The organism is Demequina activiva (assembly GCF_016862815.1).
Lineage (GTDB): Bacteria > Actinomycetota > Actinomycetes > Actinomycetales > Demequinaceae > Demequina > Demequina activiva.
Window position 1 is genome coordinate 179,626 of the sequence record NZ_BONR01000001.1, and the last position, 16,984, is coordinate 196,609.

Annotated in this window: 15 protein-coding genes and 1 tRNA gene; 4 read left to right on the forward strand and 12 right to left on the reverse strand. The window is 70.7% G+C overall.

The window, feature by feature from the left end; all coding sequences use genetic code 11:
* Nucleotides 1–6: 6 nt before the first annotated feature.
* From Dac01nite_RS00865 to Dac01nite_RS00875, 3 genes are read right to left on the reverse strand one after another with little or no spacing between them, the layout of a single operon-like run.
* Nucleotides 7–984 carry a sulfotransferase gene (locus Dac01nite_RS00865; protein WP_203652897.1) on the reverse strand — a complete coding sequence of 326 codons (978 nt, stop codon included), beginning with the start codon at nt 982–984 and terminating at the stop codon, nt 7–9.
* A complete protein-coding gene (locus Dac01nite_RS00870) occupies nt 981–1,976 on the reverse strand; it encodes a DUF6473 family protein (RefSeq protein ID WP_203652898.1) in 996 nt (331 codons plus the stop codon). Before Dac01nite_RS00870 ends, Dac01nite_RS00865 begins: the two co-directional genes overlap by 4 nt.
* Nucleotides 1,977–1,978: 2 nt before the next feature.
* Complete coding sequence (locus tag Dac01nite_RS00875) at nt 1,979–3,052, reverse strand: glycosyltransferase family protein (protein WP_203652899.1); 1,074 nt, start codon at nt 3,050–3,052, stop codon at nt 1,979–1,981.
* Nucleotides 3,053–3,558: 506 nt separating this feature from the next.
* Between Dac01nite_RS00875 and Dac01nite_RS00880 the strand changes: the two genes are divergently transcribed.
* The 3 genes from Dac01nite_RS00880 (at nt 3,559) to Dac01nite_RS00890 (ending at nt 6,846) form a co-directional block, all read left to right on the forward strand.
* Complete coding sequence (locus Dac01nite_RS00880) at nt 3,559–4,833, forward strand: quaternary amine ABC transporter ATP-binding protein (protein WP_203652900.1); 1,275 nt, start codon at nt 3,559–3,561, stop codon at nt 4,831–4,833.
* Complete coding sequence (locus Dac01nite_RS00885) at nt 4,830–5,777, forward strand: ABC transporter permease (protein WP_373307222.1); 948 nt, start codon at nt 4,830–4,832, stop codon at nt 5,775–5,777. Before Dac01nite_RS00880 ends, Dac01nite_RS00885 begins: the two co-directional genes overlap by 4 nt.
* A 148-nt stretch (nt 5,778–5,925) precedes the next feature.
* Nucleotides 5,926–6,846, forward strand: a complete 921-nt coding sequence (locus Dac01nite_RS00890; RefSeq protein WP_203652902.1) for a glycine betaine ABC transporter substrate-binding protein — start codon at nt 5,926–5,928, stop codon at nt 6,844–6,846.
* A 135-nt stretch (nt 6,847–6,981) separates the two neighbouring features.
* Here the strand turns inward: Dac01nite_RS00890 and Dac01nite_RS00895 are convergent, their stop codons facing one another.
* From Dac01nite_RS00895 to Dac01nite_RS00925, 7 genes are all read right to left on the reverse strand, one after another.
* The gene (locus tag Dac01nite_RS00895) at nt 6,982–7,455 is read right to left on the reverse strand and encodes an acyl-CoA thioesterase (protein WP_203652903.1); all 474 of its coding nucleotides are present in this window, start codon (nt 7,453–7,455) and stop codon (nt 6,982–6,984) included.
* Between the two features lie 112 nt (nt 7,456–7,567).
* Complete coding sequence (locus tag Dac01nite_RS00900; RefSeq protein WP_203652904.1) at nt 7,568–7,912, reverse strand: hypothetical protein; 345 nt, start codon at nt 7,910–7,912, stop codon at nt 7,568–7,570.
* Between the two features lie 5 nt (nt 7,913–7,917).
* Nucleotides 7,918–9,600 (reverse strand): energy-dependent translational throttle protein EttA, encoded by a 1,683-nt coding sequence (ettA, locus tag Dac01nite_RS00905; protein WP_203652905.1) that lies wholly within the window; start codon nt 9,598–9,600, stop codon nt 7,918–7,920.
* Nucleotides 9,601–9,745: 145 nt separating this feature from the next.
* Complete coding sequence (locus tag Dac01nite_RS00910; RefSeq protein ID WP_203652906.1) at nt 9,746–10,231, reverse strand: single-stranded DNA-binding protein; 486 nt, start codon at nt 10,229–10,231, stop codon at nt 9,746–9,748.
* Nucleotides 10,232–10,357: 126 nt separating this feature from the next.
* Nucleotides 10,358–11,185, reverse strand: coding sequence for a pyrroline-5-carboxylate reductase (gene proC / locus Dac01nite_RS00915; protein WP_203652907.1), 828 nt, complete (start codon nt 11,183–11,185; stop codon nt 10,358–10,360).
* A 24-nt stretch (nt 11,186–11,209) separates the two neighbouring features.
* Nucleotides 11,210–12,541, reverse strand: a complete 1,332-nt coding sequence (locus tag Dac01nite_RS00920; RefSeq protein ID WP_203652908.1) for a GTP-binding protein — start codon at nt 12,539–12,541, stop codon at nt 11,210–11,212.
* A 10-nt stretch (nt 12,542–12,551) separates the two neighbouring features.
* Nucleotides 12,552–14,141 carry a GTPase family protein gene (locus tag Dac01nite_RS00925; protein ID WP_203652909.1) on the reverse strand — a complete coding sequence of 530 codons (1,590 nt, stop codon included), beginning with the start codon at nt 14,139–14,141 and terminating at the stop codon, nt 12,552–12,554.
* 193 nt (nt 14,142–14,334) lie between these two features.
* On the opposite strand from Dac01nite_RS00925, the gene Dac01nite_RS00930 reads away from it, so the two are divergent.
* Nucleotides 14,335–14,407 (forward strand) — tRNA-Arg (locus Dac01nite_RS00930).
* Between the two features lie 13 nt (nt 14,408–14,420).
* Here the strand turns inward: Dac01nite_RS00930 and Dac01nite_RS00935 are convergent.
* Nucleotides 14,421–15,440 carry a LacI family DNA-binding transcriptional regulator gene (locus Dac01nite_RS00935; protein ID WP_203652910.1) on the reverse strand — a complete coding sequence of 340 codons (1,020 nt, stop codon included), beginning with the start codon at nt 15,438–15,440 and terminating at the stop codon, nt 14,421–14,423.
* 11 nt (nt 15,441–15,451) lie between these two features.
* On the reverse strand, nt 15,452–16,969 hold the full coding sequence (locus Dac01nite_RS00940; RefSeq protein ID WP_203652911.1) for a sugar ABC transporter ATP-binding protein: 1,518 nt from the start codon (nt 16,967–16,969) through the stop codon (nt 15,452–15,454).
* Nucleotides 16,970–16,984 lie beyond the last annotated feature (15 nt).

Below are 16,984 nucleotides of genomic sequence, written 5' to 3' on the forward strand. Positions count from 1 at the left end.
CCGGGCCTACCCCGCCTGCGGCAGGCGCTGGCGCGGCTCCCACGCCAGAGCGCTCAACTGCTCCCACAGCGGCCCCGCCTCGTTCTCGATGCGATCCGCGTCCGCTTCGCTCAGCCGCGCGCGCCACGCGGCCGCCAGGGTCCGGCTGTCCCGCTGCAGAGCGTGCTGCTGATGCCTCGCGGGATCCACCTGGCTCGCGGTGCTGTCCGCCACCACCTTGCGCTCGAGCGCAGGGGTCCAGCGCAGGCCCAGGTACTCGAAGAGCGCGCGGAACTGCGGCACCGGCTCCTCGCAGACGTTCTCATGCGACATGTAGAGCCATTCCGGGTGCTCCTCACGCAGACGCGCGGCGGCGTGCGCGAAGATCTTCCACTGCAGGATCAGCCCGCCCAGGCGGTCGTCGGGCTCCTCGTGGTAGCGCTCGATCTCGACGGCGAGCGGTTCGGTGAAGCGCTCCCGCAGACCGTCCTGCCGCAGCAGGCTGTCGACCTCGCACGGCCAGCCCAGCTTGAGGTAGCTGCTGATCATCCCGGCCGGGTGGCGCACCATCATCACCACGAGAGCGTCGAAGCGAGCCTCGAGCCACTCGGCTGCGAAGAACGCCAAGGGGTCCTTCACCAGCGTGCGCCGTGCCGTGAGAGCGGACGCCGGTGACCGCACCACCTCGTGAAGCGCGAGGTGTGCCGGCAGCTCGCTGCGGAACCGCCGTCCCAGGCGAATCCCGCGCGCGGTCGCACGCGCCCGTCCGCCCAGGCCGCCCATCCCGATGAGCGCGCTCATGTCGGGCACCGCGTGGGCCGGAGAGTCCGGCGCGACATAGAGGTAGCGCTCGGGGACGTCGAGGTGATGCGGCGCTCCGTCGTTGAAGGGCTCGTAGAGGTACAGCACCTCGGAGGACGCGCCCACCGTCGACCCCACCCACGTGGTGCCCGAGCGCGGACAGCCCGTCACGACGATGGGCCTCGAGCGCACCGCGTCGCTCACGCCTGACCCTCCCGCGCGGCCTCGCCCGCCCTGGCCCGAGTGGACCCCAGCAGGCGGCGCACGGGCTCGAGCAGCACCGCTGCGGCGTCCTCGTGCATCTGCGGCGACGGGTAGTACGGGTTGTAGTTGCGCACCTTGGCGAGGTCCGGACGGTCCTTGCTGGAGTCGATGTCCACCGGCTCGCCCGTGAAGCGGCTGTACAGCGGCTGAGGCGAGCCCCGGTGCGTGGTCGCCTCGACCACGGTGTCCGCGAGCGGCGCGATCGCCTTGACCATCGACCGGTTCACCAGCTGCGGGTAGTCGCCGAACATCGAGTTGACGTCGTCGTAGCGCTGCCACCACCAGGTCGCACGGTCGGTGCGGTGGAGTCCCGGCGTGCGGCGGGAGAACCACAGCAGCGCGGTGGGTGCGGTGATCTGGTCGAAGAGGTCCCGGTAGTTCGCGACCCAGTTGGACCGCGTCTGCGCCAGCAGGCGGCGCACCCGAGGGTGTCCCTTGACCACCCGCAGCAGCTTGCGGGCCACCGGCGGCATCCAGCGCAGGCGCTGGTCGTGCTCGGCCAGCAGGTCCGTGTACCCCTTGAGGGCGGAGACCTTCTCCCCTGTCTCGCGCACCGTCAGGTACTCGAGGCCGTCGCTCACGAACCGATCGTTGTCCTCGCTGCGCGCGGACATCACCTGGACGATCACCAGCGCGGCATCGTTGATGAGCGGCAGCAGCTCCGGGTGTCGCACGAAGAACCGCGGTCCGGCCCCGCCGTAGCCCAGGTTGACCACCGGCATCCCCAGCTCCTTCTCGAGCAGCTGCGGGTACGGGTGCTCGCAGAAGCAGCCGAAGGTCTGCGCCGCGCCCAGGCACACGATGTAGCGGCCCGGCTCGAGCGGCCCGGCCTGCGGGCCGCGGAAGAACAGCTGGGAGACCGGGTCCTGATACATCTGGTAGTCGACGACGTCCCAGTCTCGTGCCTGGTAGCCGGAGAGATGGTCTGCCATGGTCAACCTCTGTTCGCGCTCGGGATGGGGGACATGGTGCGACGCGGCCGGGGTGGCGGCGCGCCCGCGGTGGTCAGGACCTGCGTCCATGCGCTCAGGCACGGCTCGTCGCCGAACTGGGCGACGGCTGCCGCGGACTGGTCGAGGGAGCGCAGCGACGGCCAGTCGTCCAGGATGCGCAGCACCTCCCCGGCGATCTGGGCGTCCTCGCGGAACGAGCGCACCCCTGCCAGGTGCTCCTGCGCCCAGGCGATGAACGGCGTGCGCCGCGCGAGGATCACGCGCACCACGCCCACGCCTGCGAAGAACGCGCCGCTCACCAGATTCGCCTCCGCGCGATGCGGAAGGACCAGGACGTCGTGCGCGGCCAGAGCCTGCTCGAACTCGTCGTCGGTGAGGAAGCGCGCGTCGATGCTGACGCAGTCCGAGAGACCCCTGCGCTCGAGGATCGCGTGCAGCTCGGTCAGGTAGGCGTCGTCCGCCTTGCCGGCGATGGTGAGGGGCACACCGCTGGGCCACTGCTCGAGCAGCGCGTCGAGCGCCTTGTAGCGGCGGATCGCTCCGAGCGCGACGAACGAGGGCGTGGCACGGGCCGATGCACGGGCTGGCTGTGGCGGCACGCGATACAGCGGGTGAGGGACGTACGTCGCGCGATACCGGTCGGCGAAGCTGGGGTCGTGGACCACGCGGGCGTCCGCCAGACGCCGCAGCGTGCGCACCGACCAGGTCGACAGGCCCTGGAACGCGGGACGGACGTCGTGGGCGTCGTGATTGTGGACCACGTAGACCACGCGGGCGCGAGCGAGCGCCAGCGTCAGCGTCAGCGCGCCGAACTCGGCGGCGCCGGTGAGGCTCAGGCGCTTGCCGTGCGGACTCGCGCGCCACAGCCGCGTCTCCAGCCAGCTCACGACCACGACGTTCTCGCGCCGCGCCAGACCCGCGCATCGGCCCGTCGCGAGAGCGCGCAGCGACAGCGGCCGCACGTCGAATCCCAGCTCCCCCAGCTGCTCGCGCTGGCGCGCGATGTACGGATTCTCCGTGTTCGTGAATGGGCTGACGAACGCGATCGGTTGCATGAGCGCCTGCCTTTCGGTCCCCCCGGCTCAGGCGGTGTCAGCGACGGCTCACAAGCGACCCCCCGCTGGACTCACTGTAACGAGCGCACCCCCGCCGCGTCGAGAGTCCGACGTCGAGCTCGTGCTCGTCGCCGGCAGGGAAGTCGATGGCATGCACTTTACGAAATCGTGACTTGATTTCTCAACTAACCCTTGTACCAGGGATGATGATCGCGGAACTTCACCGCCATTGCGCATGCCAGGCCGCACGAGCTTGAGTTGCCCCGCGACGATTGATAGCGTCGTCAAGCCGTTTCGGGGTTCGCGTCAGTCACGACCGAAGCGCCAATGACCAGCCCAGGCCTCGGGCTGCGCCCGAACGTGGAGCGCGCCCTGACGGCGAGCGCTGGCGGCGGCACCTGTCGCTGTCACGCGGGCCCGTGACTGCCGTCCGACGGCTGCGAGTCCCCTCGTCGCGTGAGGCCGCGAGAGAGCCCCGAGTGACGCCCGGGGAGCTGAGGATACGAGTGAACGACAGCATCGCCCTGCGAGCTGACGGACTGTACAAGGTGTTCGGCAAGCAGCCGGAGACCGCCGTCAAGCGACTGCGCGAGGGAGCCTCGCGTGATGAGCTGGACGGCGCGACCGCAGCCGTCATCGACGCCTCCTTCGAGGTCCAGCGCGGAGAGATCTTCGTGGTGATGGGGCTGTCCGGCTCCGGGAAGTCGACCCTCATCCGCGCCCTCAACGGCCTCCAGCCCGCCACCGCAGGCACCGTCGAGATCGGCGGCGAGTCCGTCACCGACGCGAATCCGGCGCAGCTGCGGGAGATCCGCCGAACCAAGGTGTCGATGGTGTTCCAGCACTTCGCGCTGCTGCCCCACCGCACGGTCATCGACAACGTCGCGTACGGACTGGAGATCCAGGGCGTGAGCAAGGACGAGCGCATCAGGCGCGCCCTCGCGGTCACCGAGGTGGTGGGACTCAAGGGCTGGGAGGAGAAGCACCCCTCCGAGCTGTCCGGCGGCATGCAGCAGCGTGTGGGCCTCGCCCGCGCCCTCGCCGCCGACAGCGACGTCCTGCTCATGGACGAGGCCTTCTCCGCTCTCGACCCGCTGATCCGGCGCGAGATGCAGGATCAGCTGCTCGAGCTGCAGTCCGAGCTGGGCAAGACCATCGTCTTCATCACCCATGACCTCAACGAGGCCATGTACATCGGCGACCGCATCGCCGTGATGCGCGACGGCCGCATCGTGCAGATCGGCTCGCCCGAGGACATCCTCACCAACCCCGCGAATGACTACGTCGAGCAGTTCGTGCAGGACGTGGACCGCACCAAGGTGCTCACGGCTGAGTCCGTGATGCGCAAGCCGCGAGCCGTCATCCGCGAGGACTCCGGACCGCACGCCGCGCTCACGGCCATGCGCGAGAACGAGCTCTCGGCGCTGTACGTCACCCAGCGCGACCGGACCATCCTGGGCTGGGTGCGCGACCGCGACGTCATGGACCTGGTGCGCAGGGGCGAGAAGTCGCTGGCCCCCGCGATCAAGACCGACCACGGCGCCGTGTCCCACGACACCGCGCTGGCAGACCTCTTCATCCCGTCGCTCGAGGCTGCGCTCGCCCTCGCCGTCGTCGATGACAAGGAGCGCCTCGTGGGCGTGATCCCCCGTGTCACGCTGCTGGCAGCCTTGGGCGGCGAGCCCGAGGCTGCGGGGTCCGCGATTCCCGTGACCGAGCCGCTGCCCGGCGAGGTGGTCGACAAGGTGCTCGACGCCTCGACGGCGAAGGGAGGTGCGTGATGGACTTCCGCATTCCCGTAGGCGATTGGATCAAGGCCGCACTCACGTGGATCGAGGACACGTTCCAGTGGCTCTTCGACGCCCTGCGTCAGATGTTCATCTGGATGTTCGATGCCGTGGACTGGGTGTTCGCCACTCCCCCCGTGTGGGTGGTCATCGTCGTCATCGCCATCGCGGCGCTCCTGGCACGCGGGTGGAAGTTCGCTGCCGGCGCCGTGGTGGGGCTGCTGTTCATCGTCGGCGTCGACCAGTGGGAGAACGCCGTCGACTCCCTCGCCCTCGTGATCGTCGCCGCGTTCCTCGCGGTGGTCATCTCCATCCCGCTGGGCATCTGGGCCGCTCGCAATGACAAGGTGTCCGCGATCGTCAAGCCCATCATGGACTTCCTGCAGACCCTGCCGGCGTTCGTGTACCTGGTGCCTGCGATCTTCCTGTTCCGCATCGGCGTCGCGCCCGGCATCATCGCGACGCTCATCTTCGCGATGGCTCCCGGCGTTCGCCTCACCGAGCTGGGCATCCGGGGGGTCGACAAGGAGGTCGTCGAGGCCGGCGAGGCGTTCGGCGCCACGCCGCGTCGCATCCTGCGCCAGATCCAGATCCCCCTGGCGATGCCGTCCATCATGGCGGGCATCAACCAGATCATCATGCTGTCGCTGTCCATGGTCGTCATCGCGGGCCTCGTGGGCGCGGGCGGACTGGGAGGCGACGTCGCCCAGGCGATCTCCGCCCTCAACGTCGGCCTGGGCTTCGAGGCTGGCCTGTCGGTGGTGGTGCTGGCGATCCTGCTAGACCGCTTCACCGCGTCGATCGGCAAGGGCGAAGGCCTCTACGGGCGCTGGACCCGCAGGCGAAAGGTCCAGCGCGAGGCCGACGAGCAGGCACGCCTCGACGCGCGCGAGCTCGAGACCGCTGGTCCGCGCCGCGAGCCAGGAACCGTGGTCTGACTCGATCAACGCAGCGGTCGAGAGCACCTCGGCCGATGCCCACCCAAGACCTCGCGACCGTCCCCACGGTCGCGCGCATCGGGCCGCACGACGCGGCCGGCGATGCTTTCGGCGGCGGAGACTCCGCTCGCTGAGAAAGGAAGAACCTATGATGAAGCGCACTGCCACCGCCTTCGCGGTGACCGCCGCTGCGGGCCTCGTGCTCGCGGGCTGCTCGTCCGCTGACGAGGAGACCACCGACGACGCCGCCACCGGCGCGGAGGGCACCGACACCGAGGAGACCACCGAGGGCGGCGAGCTGACGCTCGCGGTCTTCAACGGCTGGGATGAGTCGCTCGCGACCTCGCTGCTGTGGGAGAACGTGCTCGAGTCCAAGGGCTACGACGTCACCCTCGAGAACGCTGATGCTGCCGTCGCGTTCCAGGGCGTCGCGGACGGCGACTACGACATCGTCACCGATGTCTGGCTGCCGCTCACCCACGCCGACTACATCGACCAGTACGGCGATGACATGGAAGAGCTCGGCGCGTGGTTCGACTCCGCCGCTCTCACCATCGCGGTGAACGCCGACGCACCTGTCGACTCGATCGCGGATCTGCCCGAGTACGTCGACGAGATGGGCGCCCGCATCGTGGGCATCGAGCCCGGCGCCGGCCTGACGACCGCGACCCAGAACGCGATCGACACGTACGAGCTGTCGGACTACGAGTTCCTGACCTCGTCGACCCCCGCGATGCTCTCGGAGCTCGACACCGCCACCTCGAACGGCGAGAACATCATCGTCACGCTGTGGGAGCCCCACTGGGCCTACGGCGCCTACGACATCAAGAACCTCGAGGACCCCGAGGGTGTCATGGGTGAGGCCGAGGAGATCGTGACCTACGGTCGCACCGGCATCTCCGAGGACTTCCCTGAGGTCGCCGAGTGGCTCGGCAACTTCACGATGGACGCCGAGGCGCTCTACGACCTCGAGAACCAGCTCAACGGCGCGGACTCCAGCGACTACGAGCAGATCGTGGCCGACTGGGTCGCCGCCAACCAGGAGTGGGTCGACTCGCTCACCGCGTAAGTCCCACGTCGCACCAGAAGCGCCGGTCGGTCCGTCAGGTCCGACCGGCGCTTCTGCGTTCCCCCACGCCTGAGCGCCCCATCGGTCCCTGAGTGTCGCTCCCGCGGCTCGGCTGCGCCCTGGCGGTCAGATCCGTCAACGCTGTCGGAACGTGACGGGCTCCTCGACGTGCGGAGCCCACGCGGCGCGCTCGTCATCGCTCAGGCGGCGCGGACGCTGCGTCTGCGCGTCCACCAGCACCAGCGTGGTCGCCGCCCTGGTGTAGACCAGCTGCTCTTTCTCACCGGCGGGCGAGCACACCTCGTAGCAGATCTCGAGGCTCGCCCCGCCCATGCGGCCGATCCACAGCTGCACGTCCAGCGGCTGGCGCACATAGGGCACGGGCAGCAGGTACTCGATCTGCTGGCTCGCGATCAGCGTGACGGTGTCAGCGCCGGGCCCGCCATCGATCACTGCGGTCGGCGCACCGGCTTCCCCCGCCCCGGCGTCCGCCCAGAACACCCGGATGCGGGCCTCCTCCAGCAGGCGCAGCATCTCCGCGTTGTTGACGTGCCCGTAGGCGTCGAGGTCGGACCAGCGCAGGGAGACAGGGACGTGGATGCGGCTCATGCCGTCACCGTAGCGGGCCGGAGTCACTCGCCGACCGCCAGGGCGCAGCGTGAGCCTGAGAACGGCACCCACGGACCGGTGGGGCGCTCAGGCAGGCGCGGGAGTGCGGTGCCTAGGGGCGGTCCGGGTCGTCCTCGTCGCGCTTGGTGCGCCCGCGGTCCTCACGCGTGCGAGGGCCGATCGACTCCTCGTCCGCCCACCTGCCGCCCTTCTCGAGCTTGGACAGGTCCACCCACTCGCTGGGCCGTCGCGCCTCACGCGCCGCCTTGTCGTACTGGGCAGCCCGCCGCCACATGAACAGCAGCACCACCACGACCATGCCCACGATGCCCAGCAGGGTCATCACGGCGGGGAACAGCCAGCCCGGCGCCTCGGGCCAGATGGTCGGATCGAGGTAGAACGGGTCCGGCGAGTAGGACGGCGACGGCGACGGCACCGCCGCTGCTGGGGGCACCACGGCCGTCAGTCGCGCGTGAGCTTGCGGTAGGTGACGCGGTGGGGACGCGCGGCGTCCGCACCCAGGCGCTCGACCTTGTTCTCCTCGTAGGACGCGAAGTTGCCCTCGAACCAGTACCAGTTCGCCGGGTCCTCCTCGGTGCCCTCGTACGCGAGGATGTGAGTCGCGACGCGGTCGAGGAACCAGCGATCGTGGCTGACCACCACGGCGCAGCCGGGGAACTCGAGCAGGGCGTTCTCGAGCGAGCCCAGGGTCTCGACGTCGAGGTCGTTGGTGGGCTCATCGAGCAGCAGCAGGTTGCCGCCCTCCTTGAGCGTGAGGGCGAGGTTGAGGCGGTTGCGCTCGCCGCCAGACAGGACGCCGGCCGGCTTCTGCTGATCCGGGCCCTTGAAGCCGAAGGCGCTCACATAGGCACGCGACGGCATCTCGACGCTGCCCACCTGGATGTAGTCCAGGCCGTCCGAGACGACCTCCCACAGTGACTTCTTGGGATCGATGCCCCCGCGCGACTGGTCGACGTAGGAGACCTTGACGGTCTCTCCCACCTTGAGGTCCCCGCCGTCGAGCGGCTCGAGGCCCACGATGGTCTTGAACAGGGTGGTCTTTCCCACGCCGTTGGGGCCGATCACGCCCACGATGCCGTTGCGGGGCAGCGTGAAGGACAGGTCGTCGATCAGCACGCGCTCGCCGAAGCCCTTCTTGAGATCCGAGGCCTCGATCACGACGTTGCCCAGGCGCGGGCCCGGCGGGATCTGGATCTCCTCGAAGTCCAGCTTCTTGGTGCGCTCCGCCTCCGCGGCCATCTCCTCGTAGCGTGCGAGACGAGCCTTGGACTTGGTCTGGCGGCCCTTGGCGTTCGAGCGCACCCACTCGAGCTCCTCCTTGAGGCGCTTGGAGAGCTTGGCGTCCTTCTTGCCCTGGACCTGCAGGCGCTCCTGCTTCTTCTCGAGGTAGGTCGAGTAGTTGCCCTCGTACGGGTAGAGGCGACCCCGGTCGACCTCGCAGATCCACTCCGCGACGTGGTCGAGGAAGTACCGGTCGTGCGTGACGGCCATGACGGCGCCCGAGTACTTGGACAGGTGCTGCTCGAGCCACAGCACGGACTCGGCATCGAGGTGGTTCGTGGGCTCGTCCAGCAGCAGCAGGTCAGGCTTCTCCAGCAGCAGCTTGCACAGCGCGACGCGGCGGCGCTCGCCGCCGGAGAGCACCGTCACGTCGGCGTCAGCCGGCGGGCAGCGCAGCGCGTCCATGGCCTGCTCGAGCTGGCTGTCGAGGTCCCACGCGTCCGCGTGGTCGAGCTCCTCCTGGAGCGTGCCCATCTCCGCCAGCAGCGCGTCGTAGTCCGCGTCAGGGTTGGCCATCTCCTCCGAGATCGCGTTGAAGCGGTCCAGCTTGCCCTTGATCTCGGCGACGCCCTCCTGGACGTTGCCCAGCACGGTCTTGTCCTCGTTGAGCGGCGGCTCCTGCAGGAGGATGCCGACGGTGTAGCCGGGGCTCAGCCGCGCCTCGCCGTTCGAGGGCTCCTCGAGCCCGGCCATGATCTTCAGGATCGTGGACTTTCCGGCTCCGTTGGGACCCACGACGCCGATCTTCGCGCCCGGGTAGAAGGCCATGGTCACGTCATCGAGGATGACCTTGTCGCCGTGCGCCTTGCGCGCCTTCTGCATCGTGTAGATGAACTCAGCCACTGCTGCTCCGTGAGGTCGGGGGTGTACGGCGCCGTTGCGCCTGGACAGATGGCCTCAAGCCTACGCGGTCGCCGGCGCTCCCCGCCGCGCCGTCGCCGCGGACGTCCCGCGCGCCGTTGAGGGGGTGCGACGCGCGGGACGGGTCTCACGCGAGGACGGCCGGACGCTCCTCCACCGAGTCCTCCTCGAGCTCCTCCGGCACCGCACCGTCGTCGGGCTCGGGCGACCCCTCCTGGCCAGCGCCGGCCGGCGCCTCGTCCGCCATGACCGTCCGGGTGAAGTCCGCGACGCCGCGCATCAGGTCGTGACCCACGCACGAGGCATCCAGCTGGAGGTCGACGTGGTTCTCCTTGTTGCCGTCCGTCCACTCATGGGTGCGGAACCTGCCCTCGACGATGACCGGCTGGCCCTTGTGGATCGACTTGCGCACGGACCACGCGGCGTCGCGGAACACGCGCACCGTGAACCACTCGGTGCCGCTGTCGGCCCACTCCTGCTTGCTGCGGTCGAAGTACCTCGACGTCTGCGCGACGCGGAACGAGCACATGTCGGTCCCGTTCTCCTCCCGCGTCAGCACCATCTTGGGATCGGTGGCGACCCATCCGGTCACCACCATGGTCAGATCATTCATGTCTCCTCCTCGACTCGTGCCGCGCTCTGCGGCTGAGCCCAGGGTGGGACAGGCGTGGACGGCATTGCGAGACGGGGACGCCCGCGCTGGGGACAGACCCCGCGCATCAGTGTCCTGGGGATGGGCTCAGGCCTGGCCGAGCTCCCGCGCCCTCGCGGTCGCGGCTGCCACGCCCGCGCGCAGCGCCTCGGCGAGCCCGCGCTCCTCGAAGACGCGCAGCGCCTGGGCGGTCGAGCCGCCAGGGCTCGTGACCTCCTCGCGCAGCTCGCCCGGCTCCCGGCCCGTCGCGGTCAGGTACGCGGTGGAGCCGGCGATCATCTCCGGCACCAGTCGAGCGGCGACGTCCTCGCTCAGTCCCTGGTCGACGGCGGCTGCGCGCAGCGCCTCGATCACGGCGTACACGTAGGCGGGGCCCGAGCCGACCACCGCGGAGAAACCATCGATCAGCGACTCCGGCATCGGCTCCACCGTGCCCGTCGGCGCGAGCAGCGCCTGCACCCGGGCATCGGCCTCCGCCGGAGCACCGTGAGCGATCGCGTAGGCGGTGATGCCGCGCCCCACCGCGACCGGAGTGTTGGGCATGGTGCGCACCACGACCGCGTGCGCAGGAAGGGCAGCCGTGAGCGTCTCCAGGGTGACGCCGCCGGCGACGCTCAGCACCAGCACGCCCGGCTCGAGCGCAGGCGCGATCTCGCGCGCGAGCTCGACGATCGCGTGCGGCTTGACCCCCAGGATCACCACGTCAGCGCCTGCGACGGCCTCCCGGTTGGCGTCGGCGTCCTGTGCGAGCGCGCGATGCGTGACGTGCGCGAAGGCGTCCGCCCAACCGGGCTCGGAGCCGCCGGTCGTCAGGCGCACCTGTGCCGCGGTGCCACCCGCGGCGATCGCCTGGGCGACCGCACCGGCCATGTTCCCCGCCCCCAGCACGGCGACGATGGGTGGCTGCTGGCTCATGCTGGTCCCTCCGGCGTGGGCAGGTCAGTCGAGCTCGGTGAGCTCGTCGAGCGCACGATAGGCCTGGTGGATGGTCTCGGTGGGCTCGAGCACCGCCGGCTCGAGCTCGCGGCGCACGGCGTCGCGCCCCGCCTGCAGCGTGCGCTTGCGGACGCCCGATGCGAGCGCGGACTTGGCGAACAGGGCTCGCCAGCCCTGGGGCGGGTCGACGGGCGGCCACGCGGCGTCCTCGAGCGCCTCCTCGATGCGTCGCGCCAGGTCCGGCGCGGGCTCCACGGCCTCCGCGACCACCTTTCTCCAGGTCCCCGGAAGGCCGTCGGTCGCCGCGTCGATCCAGTCGAGACGCTCGCGCTCGACCGTCGCGACGGACACGCGCCACGGCTCCAGCGCCTCCTGCCTGGCTCCGCGCGCCCACGCGGCCGCCGCATCGGCCCTCGCCTCGACTCCCGCCGCGCGGGCGAGAGCGGTCACGAGCTCGTCGATGTCCGGCAGCGTGGGATCCGCGTCCTTCGAGAGTGCGCCAGCGAGGGCCCGTCCAGCGCTGACGAGATCGGCGCGCACCGCCTCTGCCGCGACGGTGCGCGCCGTGACGGCTCCGGCGAGCTCGGCGCGCAGGATGTCCAGGCCGTGCCCGGTGCGCGCGCTCACGGGCATCACGGGCACCTGGGTCATGCCGTCCACGGCGAGGAGCCGCTGCAGGTCGCGCGCGACCTCCCAGGCGTCCTCGGTGGACAGCCGGTCCACGTGGTTGAGCACCACCAGGGACGGGCGGTCTCGCTCGGAGGCGGTCCGCAGATAGAACTCGTGGAGAGCGTGATCGGCGTACTTCTGCGGGTCCACGACCCACAGCAGCAGGTCCGCCATCGGCACCACGCGGTCCACGATCGCGCGGTTGTCGGCGTTGACGGAGTCATGGTCCGGCAGGTCGAGCAGCACCATGCCGCGCAGGCTGGCCTCGTCCGCCTCGTCGAGCGGGTCGAGGTCGCGCTCGAGGCGCCGGTCCCGATCCACCTCGAGCCAGTCCAGCAGCGCGTCGGCTCCCCCGCCCCAGACGGCCGCGCTCACGTGCGAGGTGGTGGGCCTCGCCACGCCGGGGACGGCGAACTCGCTGCCCACGATGGCGTTGAAGAGCGTGGACTTGCCGGAGCCCGTGCCACCCGCGAGCGCCACGATCGTGTGGTCCACTCCCATGCCGAGACGCTCGTCGCACCGCGCGATCGTCTCGTGCACCTGGGCACGCACCGCCGGCGGGATCGCGTCGGAGGCCCACTCCATGGAGGCGCGCAGGCGGTCGACGCGTGCGCGCAGCACCGTGGTCTCGTCCCTGGGGGCGAGGTGCTCGAACTGGACTGTCACGCGAGCCCCCTCACATCAGACCGCGCAGCTCAGCTCGCCGCAGGCGCACCGTGGACGAGGTCTCCGGCAGCAGCGACGGCACGTCGGTGGGCTTCATCATGTCGAGCGCCTCGCGATTGATGCAGTACCGGCGGGCTCCGGTCAGCTCCGCCTGCGCGAGGTGCACGGCGTCGCCCAGCGACGGCGTCACCAGCACGCCCAGCACGGCGCGTGCGTCGTCGACGCCCAGCGCGGCGCACGCGAGAGCGATCGCGACGCCCTCCTCGCCGATCATCTCGGTCCCGCGCTCCGCTCCGGGGATGCGCAGCGCCTGTTCGGAGACCTTCGTGAGCCACGCGCGCGTCGCGTCGGAGGCCCTGCGCTCGCGGACCGTGCGCGCCTCGCGCGGGTCGCGCTGCTCGGCCAGCCACTTGCCAGGCGACTCGTCGCCGTGGGTGAGGGCCGCGACCATGGCGTCCTGCGCATCGGCCGCCGCGCTGGACAGGCTCGCCTCGACGGACTCCAGCAGGTCCGCTCGGATCTCCGCCAGCACGGCGTCGCGCTGCTCACGGGCGCTGCGGCGCCGGCCCCAGGCGCTGTGGCGCAGCTTGTGGAGCGGCCCGCCCTCGGCGCGGGCCGCGCGCCAGCGCGCCTGCAGCGAACCCGTCGCGATCTCCTCGAACCAGGTGTCGCCGCCCCGGTGCTCCGCCTGGGCGGCGCATCGGCGCACCTCGGCCCTGACCTCCTTGGCCGCGGAGGCCTGATCGTCCATGCGCTCCGCGAGCGTCTCGAGCCATTCCTTGAGCGACTCCGTGGCACCGTGCATGGTGCGCTCGACGATGGTCGCCGCCGATGCCGCGGCGACCGAGTCGAGCCAGCGCCCGAGCCCGCCCACGACGTCCTTGGGTAGCTGCTTGCCGCCCTCGGTGTCCTCGGGGATGACGAACAGCGGCAGCGTCTCGAGGTCCTCCTGGGTGAGGCGGTCCACGAGCTCGCGGCGCACCTGGGCCGCCACGTCGACCGTCACGCGGTTGAGCACCATCGCGATCGACGCGCCGCGCTCGGCGCCCCGTCGCAGCGCCTCCCACGGCACCGCGTCGCCGTAGCGAGCCGCCGTGGTGACGAAGATCCACAGGTCCGCCGCCTCCAGCAGGCGCTCGGCGATGTCGCGGTTCTCGCCGCGCACCGAGTCGAGGTCGGGGCTGTCGATGAGAGCCAGCCCTCGCGGGACCGCTTCGGTGGCGATGACCGTCGCCTCCTGCGCGATGGTGCTGAGGACGTCGGCATCGAGGGGGTGGTGGAACACGTGCGGGATCTTCGTGGTGGGCCGGAGCACTCCGGAGGCCGTGAGCTGCTCGCCCAGCAGCGCGTTCACGACGGTCGACTTGCCGGCGCCGGTGGAGCCCGCCACGACGACGATCGCCGGCGAGGCCTCCTCGCGCACGCGCGGGATCAGGTGGTGGTCGAGCTGCTCGACCATGTGGGCGCGCAGGCGCTCGGTGTCCTCGGCATCGCCCAGCGGGATGGGGAACTCGAGGTCGGCGACCACGGCGCGGGTGTCCACGAGCGCGTCGAGGAGCGCGCCCGGGTACGACCACGTCTTGATCGGCCGGATGGTCATCCCGTGCGGTCCCTCCTGTTCGCGCCCATCCCGGCGGGAAGCGCACTGCTCAGGCTACCGTGACCAGGCACGTCGCTGCGGCAACGGCGGCCGGGCCACGAGGGTGCCGGGAGACAGGACGGCCGATGCGCGCGGGCTTGCCGTGAGCGGCCCCGGCCGCGCACTACCCTGGAGGCGGGCGCTGTGCGCCCGCGCCCTCGTAGCTCAATGGATAGAGCAACGGCCTTCTAATCCGTAGGTTGCAGGTTCGAGTCCTGCCGGGGGCACCTCGGCCAGGCGTCAGCTGGCGTCGAAGGCCCGCGTCGAGCGGCGCACGATCAGCTCGGTGGGCAGCGGGGTGTCGACGGCGAGGTCCTCGTGGTCCTCGAGCGACACCAGCACCTTCTGCAGCATCATGCGTCCCAGCGCCTCGAAGTCCTGGCGCACGGTGGTGAGCGGGGGGAACAGGAAGCCTGCCTCGGGGATGTCGTCGAAGCCGACGATGCTCACATCCTCGGGCACGCTGAGGTCGCGCTCGCGCAGCGCGGACAGGACCCCGATCGCCATCTGATCGTTGCCCACGAAGATCGCGCTGTCGCCCGCGAGGTCGAGGTCCATGCCGATGCGGTAGCCGCTGGCGGCGCTCCAGTCGCCGTGCTGAGGCTCGACCGCCTCGAGACGGTGCTGCGCGAGCTCCTCGCGCCAGCCCCGCACGCGTTCGGATGCGTCGGGCGCGGATCGCGGCCCAGCGATGTGGAGCACGCGCTCGTGCCCCAGGTCGATCAGGTGGCGCACGGCGGCGCGCGCGCCGCGGTACTGGTCGATCGAGACCAGATGCGGGCTGCGCCGCGCGGTCGACGCGGAGGCGACCAGCGGCACGCCCAGGTCGAGCCCGCGCACCACCTCGAGCACCGCGGCGTCCGCGACCACCACGACGATCGCGTCGACGCGCTGACGCAGCAGCGCCTCCACCGCGGCGCGCACGGCCGCCGCGTCGTCCGGCGCCGTGGAGACGGTGTCCACGGTGTAGCGGGCGGCGCGAGCCGCCATCGAGAAGTGCATCGCGATCGAGGTGGGCCCGTGGGCGGAGACCGCCGGCGTGATGAGCCCGAGCGTGCGGGTGCGACGCGTCACCAGCGCGCGCGCCGCCGGGGACGGGCTGTATCGCAGCTGCGCGATGGCCTTCTCCACACGCTCCTTGGTCGCTGGACGCACGTTGGGCATGCCGTTGATGACGCGCGAGACCGTCTGGTGGGACACGCCGGCGAGGCGGGCCACATCGAAGATGTTGGCCGCGCGCGGCTGCTTGTCGTCTGCCATGACCGGTGCCGTCAGGCTTCCGGGAGGTCAGGTCGGGACACGAGCGCCATCAGGGAGTCGACGTTAAGGTCGGAGGACGGGGCCGTCTCGACGATGCGGCCGTCGCGCAGGATCGCGACGCGGTCCCCCACCCGCAGCACCTCCTCGAGCTCGGCGGAGATGAACACCACCGAGAGTCCGTTGTCCGCCATCTCGCCCACGAGGTTCTGGATCTCCACCTTCGCGCCCACGTCGATGCCGCGGGTGGGCTCGTCGAGCACCAGCAGCCGTGGCGACAGGGCGAGCAGCCGCGCGAGCATGACCTTCTGCTGGTTGCCGCCGGACAGCGCGCGCACGGGCACGTCGATGTCCGCGGGACGGATGTCGAGCGCCTCGACCCAGCTGGCGGCCAGCTCCCGCATCCGTGCGGGGCTGATGCGGCGGAACGGGCCCTGCTGCGCCTGCAGCGCCAGGCCGATGTTCTCCGCGATGGTCATCTCGCCTACCAGGCCCTCGGTGCGACGGTTCTCCGAGGAGTACACGACGCCCAGGGAGAGCGCCTTGCGCGGGGAGTCGAGGTGCACGTCCTTCTGCTCGAGCCGGATGATGCCGCCGCTGAGATGGTCGACGCCTGTCAACGCGCGGGCGAGCTCGGTGCGACCCGAGCCCAGCAGCCCGGCCAGTCCCAGCACCTCTCCCTCGGCCAGGTCCACGTCCGCGTCCGTGATGCCCTTGCCCACGCTCACGTTGCGAGCGCTGAGGAACGCCTCCTGCGGCTCGACGGCGGCCTCGGCGCGCTCGCGAGCCTTGAAGAAGGAGGCCTCGCGCCCGAGCATCTTCTGCACCAGGTCGATGCGCAGCAGCTCCGTGGTCAGGTACTCCCCCACGAGGGCCCCGTCGCGCAGCACCGTGATGCGGTCGCAGATCTCGTACACCTGGTCCAGGAAGTGCGACACGAACAGGATCGCGACGCCGCGCTGCTTGAGGTCCCGGATCACCCGGAACAGCTCCGCGACCTCGTCCGTGTCGAGGCTGGACGTGGGCTCGTCGAGCACCAGCACCTTCAGGTTCGTCGAGATCGCGCGCGCGATCGCCACCAGCTGCTGGACGGCGAGCGACTGCGAGCCCAGCAGAGCAGCGGGGTCGATCTCGAGGCCCAGGTCCTCGAGCACCGCGGCGGCCTGACGGCGCATCGCCTTCGCGTCGATCAGGCCCATCCGGCGCGGCTCGCGCCCCAGCCAGATGTTCTCGGCCACCGACAGGTTGGGCAGCAGGTCGATCTCCTGGTAGACCGTGGAGATGCCGGCGGACTGGGCGTCATACGGACGCGAGAAGTGCTGCAGATCGCCGTCGAGCGTGAGGACGCCGGCGTCCGGCACCAGCGCGCCGGTGAGGACCTTGATGAGCGTGGACTTGCCCGCGCCGTTCTCGCCCATGAGCGAGTGCACCTCGCCCGGGAACATCCGGAAGTCGACGCGATCCAGGGCGACCGTGCTGGTGAATCGCACGGTCGCGCCGGTGAGCTCCACGAGCGGCTGCGCCTGGTCCACGCCGCCATGATGGCA

Bases quoted from the DNA above. Each gene is read 5' to 3' on its own strand.
- Dac01nite_RS00870 (WP_203652898.1), bottom strand. From the start codon at position 1,976: ATGGCAGACCATCTCTCCGGCTACCAGGCACGAGACTGGGACGTCGTC.
- Dac01nite_RS00875 (WP_203652899.1), bottom strand. From the start codon at position 3,052: ATGCAACCGATCGCGTTCGTCAGCCCATTCACGAACACGGAGAATCCG.
- Dac01nite_RS00890 (WP_203652902.1), top strand. From the start codon at position 5,926: ATGATGAAGCGCACTGCCACCGCCTTCGCGGTGACCGCCGCTGCGGGC.
- Dac01nite_RS00895 (WP_203652903.1), bottom strand. From the start codon at position 7,455: ATGAGCCGCATCCACGTCCCTGTCTCCCTGCGCTGGTCCGACCTCGAC.
- Dac01nite_RS00910 (WP_203652906.1), bottom strand. From the start codon at position 10,231: ATGAATGATCTGACCATGGTGGTGACCGGATGGGTCGCCACCGATCCC.
- proC (WP_203652907.1), bottom strand. From the start codon at position 11,185: ATGAGCCAGCAGCCACCCATCGTCGCCGTGCTGGGGGCGGGGAACATG.
- Dac01nite_RS00925 (WP_203652909.1), bottom strand. From the start codon at position 14,141: ATGACCATCCGGCCGATCAAGACGTGGTCGTACCCGGGCGCGCTCCTC.
- Dac01nite_RS00935 (WP_203652910.1), bottom strand. From the start codon at position 15,440: ATGGCAGACGACAAGCAGCCGCGCGCGGCCAACATCTTCGATGTGGCC.